Here is a 3,394-nt window from a genome sequence, read left to right on the forward strand (position 1 = left end):
GGGTCAACGCGCGTCCTCGCCATGCTCGCCGGCTGCGCCGCCTGCGCGTGACTGCGGGCCGCGTTGATCCTGCCGCTACGCGGCACTGTTGCAGTCTGAACAGCCCCCAGCCGGACGCGACGATGTTCAAAAACCAGAAATGGATCGAGCATCATGCGCCGTCATTACCTTCCTTATGTCCCAACGCCACGCGGTCGGCCGCCCGTGCGCTGGACCGACACCCAGGAGCCTGTGTCCTGCCGCAAGTGCAATGAGCACTGGGAAGGTGGCGATCCGGCTCTGACCATCGCCTGCACGGGCTGCAACGCGCCAGCCCATGAGCCCTGCCGTCGCAGTACGGGCGGCAATGAGCGGGTGTGTGCGTGCAGGGATGAGGCAGCGACCCAGCTTGGCCTCCTCTCACGCTGCGAAGGCCTGAGCTGGGATAACCGGCATGTAAAGCCACTCATGCTCCGGGCCGCTCCTGTCCCCACCGCCCTGATGTGTCGCTCTGTCCGGACAGGTGCTCCTGTCAGCAGGTTTGTGCCATGACGCCGGATCTGACCTCCTATGACAGCATCATCGTGGCCGTCTCGGGCGGGAAAGACGCCACCGCCTGCCTCCTTGCCCTCCTTGAAGCCGGTGCTCCGAAGGACCGCCTGGAACTGTGGCACCACGAGGTTGACGGGCAGGGGCCATCCTTCATGGACTGGCCCTCCACCTCGCCCTATGTGAGCGCGTTGGCGCAGGATTTCGGGCTGCCGCTCTATCGCTCCTGGCGAGAGGGCGGCTTCGAGCGGGAGATGCTGCGCAACGCTGCCCCAACGGCGCCTGTCCTTTTCGAAAGCCCCGAAGGTCTGATCCGCGTAGGAGGGGAGGGGCCGAACGGAACCCGCCTGCGCTTCCCCCAGGTCTCCGCCAGCCTGACGACCCGATGGTGCTCCAGCGTCACCAAGATCGACGTCGCCGATCGCTCCCCACGCGGCCAGGACCGCTTTCTGAACCGTCGCACGCTGTTCGTGACAGGCGAGCGGGCCGAGGAAAGTCCAAACCGCGCCCGCTATGCCGCCTTTGAGCCGCACCGCACGGACACGCGACATGGCACGCGCCGTCGCCGTCATGTCGATCACTGGCGGCCTGTCCACCAATGGAGCGAGGCTCAGGTCTGGGACAGCCTGAAGCGCTGGAAGGTGATGCCCGCGCTGCCATATCGCATCGGCTTCTCCAGACTGTCCTGTGCCACCTGTATTTTTGGCGATGCGCGGCAGTTTGCAACGATCCGCTGGCTGGATCCTGCCCGCTTTGAACGGCTGGTGCAGTACGAGCAGCAGTTCGGCTGCACGATCAAGCGCACCGTCTCTCTGGAGCAGCTCGCAGAGCAGGGGGGGCCGTATGACGCTGCACTGGCCGCGCCAGATCTGGCCCGCGCGTGCCTGTCGTCGCGGCCGATCCCGACCGTCTTCACACCAGCCTGAGAGTTTCCGGCCGGAGCGTTCGGACAGGGGGCGGGGCCGACTTAGAAAAAAGCAAAAAAAACAGAAGGTTAAAAAAGGAAAAAGAGGGGAGGGGGGCAGCACAGGCCAGCCCGCCCCGCAAGAGGTGGGTCCGTCCGTGTCCTCGCTACGCTGCGGGCCGGGCGGTCCCGACGCTGCGCGTCGCTCTGGCAGGTCGCGCTGTCCTGCGCTCGCCGGAGAGAGTCAGGAAAGGAAATAAAGACGATGTCAGAGACCCTCGAACGCCCCGCACAGGCGCACGCTTTCGACCTCAAACAGGCCCACGACGAGGGCTGGACGATCCTCGAAGGCTGCGGACCCGACAATGACGAGACGCGTCTGGTGGGTCTGCATTGCAGCGATCCGCAGGCCTGGTGGCGCGTGGCGACGAAGGCACGGGAAGGGTCGGCCTACCACTGTGACGCGCTGGCCCGCCTGTCCGAGGGCGAGCGTGAGCAGATCCGCCTGCGCTTTGGTCCCTTCTGACCCCGAACTGATCCGGGAGGCCTGACGCCTCTCTCTCCCCGCACTGATCCTGTTTTCCGGCCCCCCGGTCTGCCCCCGCGCAGCACCGGGCGCTGCCGCTTGTCGGAGTTTTTCCATGTCCACGTCTCAACTGAGCTTCTTCGATACCTCAGCACTCGGCGGCAGCCAGTCCAATCTGTACTGGGGCGAGCTTCCGGGAGACCGCGCCCTTGAGGAAGCCGCCGCTGCGGCCCAACAGGTAGCAAAAGCCCCGGCTCCGATCTCCGCTGTCCTGCCGAAGGTGGACTTTGCCCTGCCCGGAACGCGTGGTCTCGCCCAAGGCTGGAAAGAGCGTGCGCGAGACAATCTTGCGGCGATCCGCCTTCTGGCCACGCTTGAAGCCGAGGACCGCAACGCCAGCCCCGACGAGCAGGCTGTCCTCGCCCGCTTCACCGGGTTCGGAGCAGGGGAGCTGGCCAACAGCCTGTTCCCGCGTGCTGGTGAAACCTTCCGGGCAGGCTGGGAAGAGATTGGCAGCCAGCTTGAGGAACTGACCAGCCAGCAGGAGCGGGCGGGTCTGGCACGGGCGACACAGTACGCCCATTACACGCCCGAGCTGATCGTCCATGCGATGTGGGATCTGGCCGCACAAATGGGCTTCCGGGGCGGACGCGCGCTGGAACCGGGCTGCGGAACCGGGCTGTTCATGGCGAGCGTGCCTCCGAAGCTGGCCCCGAAAACCGCCTGGACCGCGATCGAGAACGACCCGCTGACGGCCCGGATCACGCGCAAGCTGTTTCCGAACCAGTGGGTCCGGTCCGAGGATTTCACGACGGCCAAGCTGGCGGAACGCTACGATCTGGTCATCGGCAACCCGCCCTTCAGCAACCGCACGGTCCGGGGCACGGACGAGCTGGGCCGCCTTGGCCTGTCCCTGCATGACTACTTCATCGCCCGATCCATCTCCCGTCTGCGTCCCGGAGCGCTGGCGATGTTCGTCACGTCGCGGTGGACGATGGACAAGTCCGATGCCGGCGCACGGCGCACAATGTTCGAGACAGCCGATTTCGTGGGCGGCGTGCGTCTGCCAGCGGGTGCCATGCGCGACGATGCCGGAACCGATGTCGGGGTGGACGTTCTGGTGCTCCGCCGCCGCGCGCCCGGTGAGGATGCAGGCGATGCCACCTGGCTGGACGTGGCTGCGCTGGATGACACCGATCAGGGCGAAGGCCCGCTGCGGATCAACCGCTATTTCGCGGAAAACGGCCAGCAGGTTCTCGGCCGGCATGACTGGACGAGCGGTCAGTTTGGACCCGAATACACCTGCAAGGCCAATCCGCTTCAGATGCTGGACGAGGCCCTGCCGCTCGCCCTCGGCCGTCTTTCTTCGCTGGCCCGCTTCCCGACCCCGCAGACGCTCGATGTCGCGACAGTGCAGGAGAACCACGCCGCCGAGG

The 3,394-nt window shown here is 66.1% G+C and carries 4 protein-coding genes; all 4 read left to right on the plus strand.

The genetic code is table 11. The features are described 5' to 3' along the window. The first annotated feature begins 153 nt into the window (after window positions 1-153). Window positions 154-531, plus strand: a complete 378-nt coding sequence (locus GCE01_RS16480; protein WP_167386203.1) for a hypothetical protein — start codon at window positions 154-156, stop codon at window positions 529-531. Then, on the plus strand, window positions 528-1,454 hold the full coding sequence (locus tag GCE01_RS16485) for a phosphoadenosine phosphosulfate reductase domain-containing protein (protein WP_099213698.1): 927 nt from the start codon (window positions 528-530) through the stop codon (window positions 1,452-1,454). The genes GCE01_RS16480 and GCE01_RS16485 overlap by 4 nt, the downstream gene beginning before the upstream one ends. Before the next feature lie 243 nt (window positions 1,455-1,697). Further along, window positions 1,698-1,958: a hypothetical protein gene (locus GCE01_RS16490; protein ID WP_099213699.1), complete on the plus strand. Its 261-nt coding sequence runs from the start codon at window positions 1,698-1,700 to the stop codon at window positions 1,956-1,958. A gap of 115 nt (window positions 1,959-2,073) precedes the next feature. Next, window positions 2,074-3,394 (plus strand): Eco57I restriction-modification methylase domain-containing protein (locus GCE01_RS16495; protein ID WP_174694866.1); only part of this gene is annotated, 1,321 nt, incomplete at its 3' end.

It is taken from the genome of Gluconobacter cerinus, assembly GCF_002723935.1.
GTDB lineage: Bacteria > Pseudomonadota > Alphaproteobacteria > Acetobacterales > Acetobacteraceae > Gluconobacter > Gluconobacter cerinus.

Excerpts from the sequence above, each read along its gene's own strand:
- GCE01_RS16490 (WP_099213699.1), top strand. The coding sequence starts at position 1,698 with ATGTCAGAGACCCTCGAACGCCCCGCACAGGCGCACGCTTTCGACCTC.
- GCE01_RS16485 (WP_099213698.1), top strand. The coding sequence starts at position 528 with ATGACGCCGGATCTGACCTCCTATGACAGCATCATCGTGGCCGTCTCG.
- GCE01_RS16480 (WP_167386203.1), top strand. The coding sequence starts at position 154 with ATGCGCCGTCATTACCTTCCTTATGTCCCAACGCCACGCGGTCGGCCG.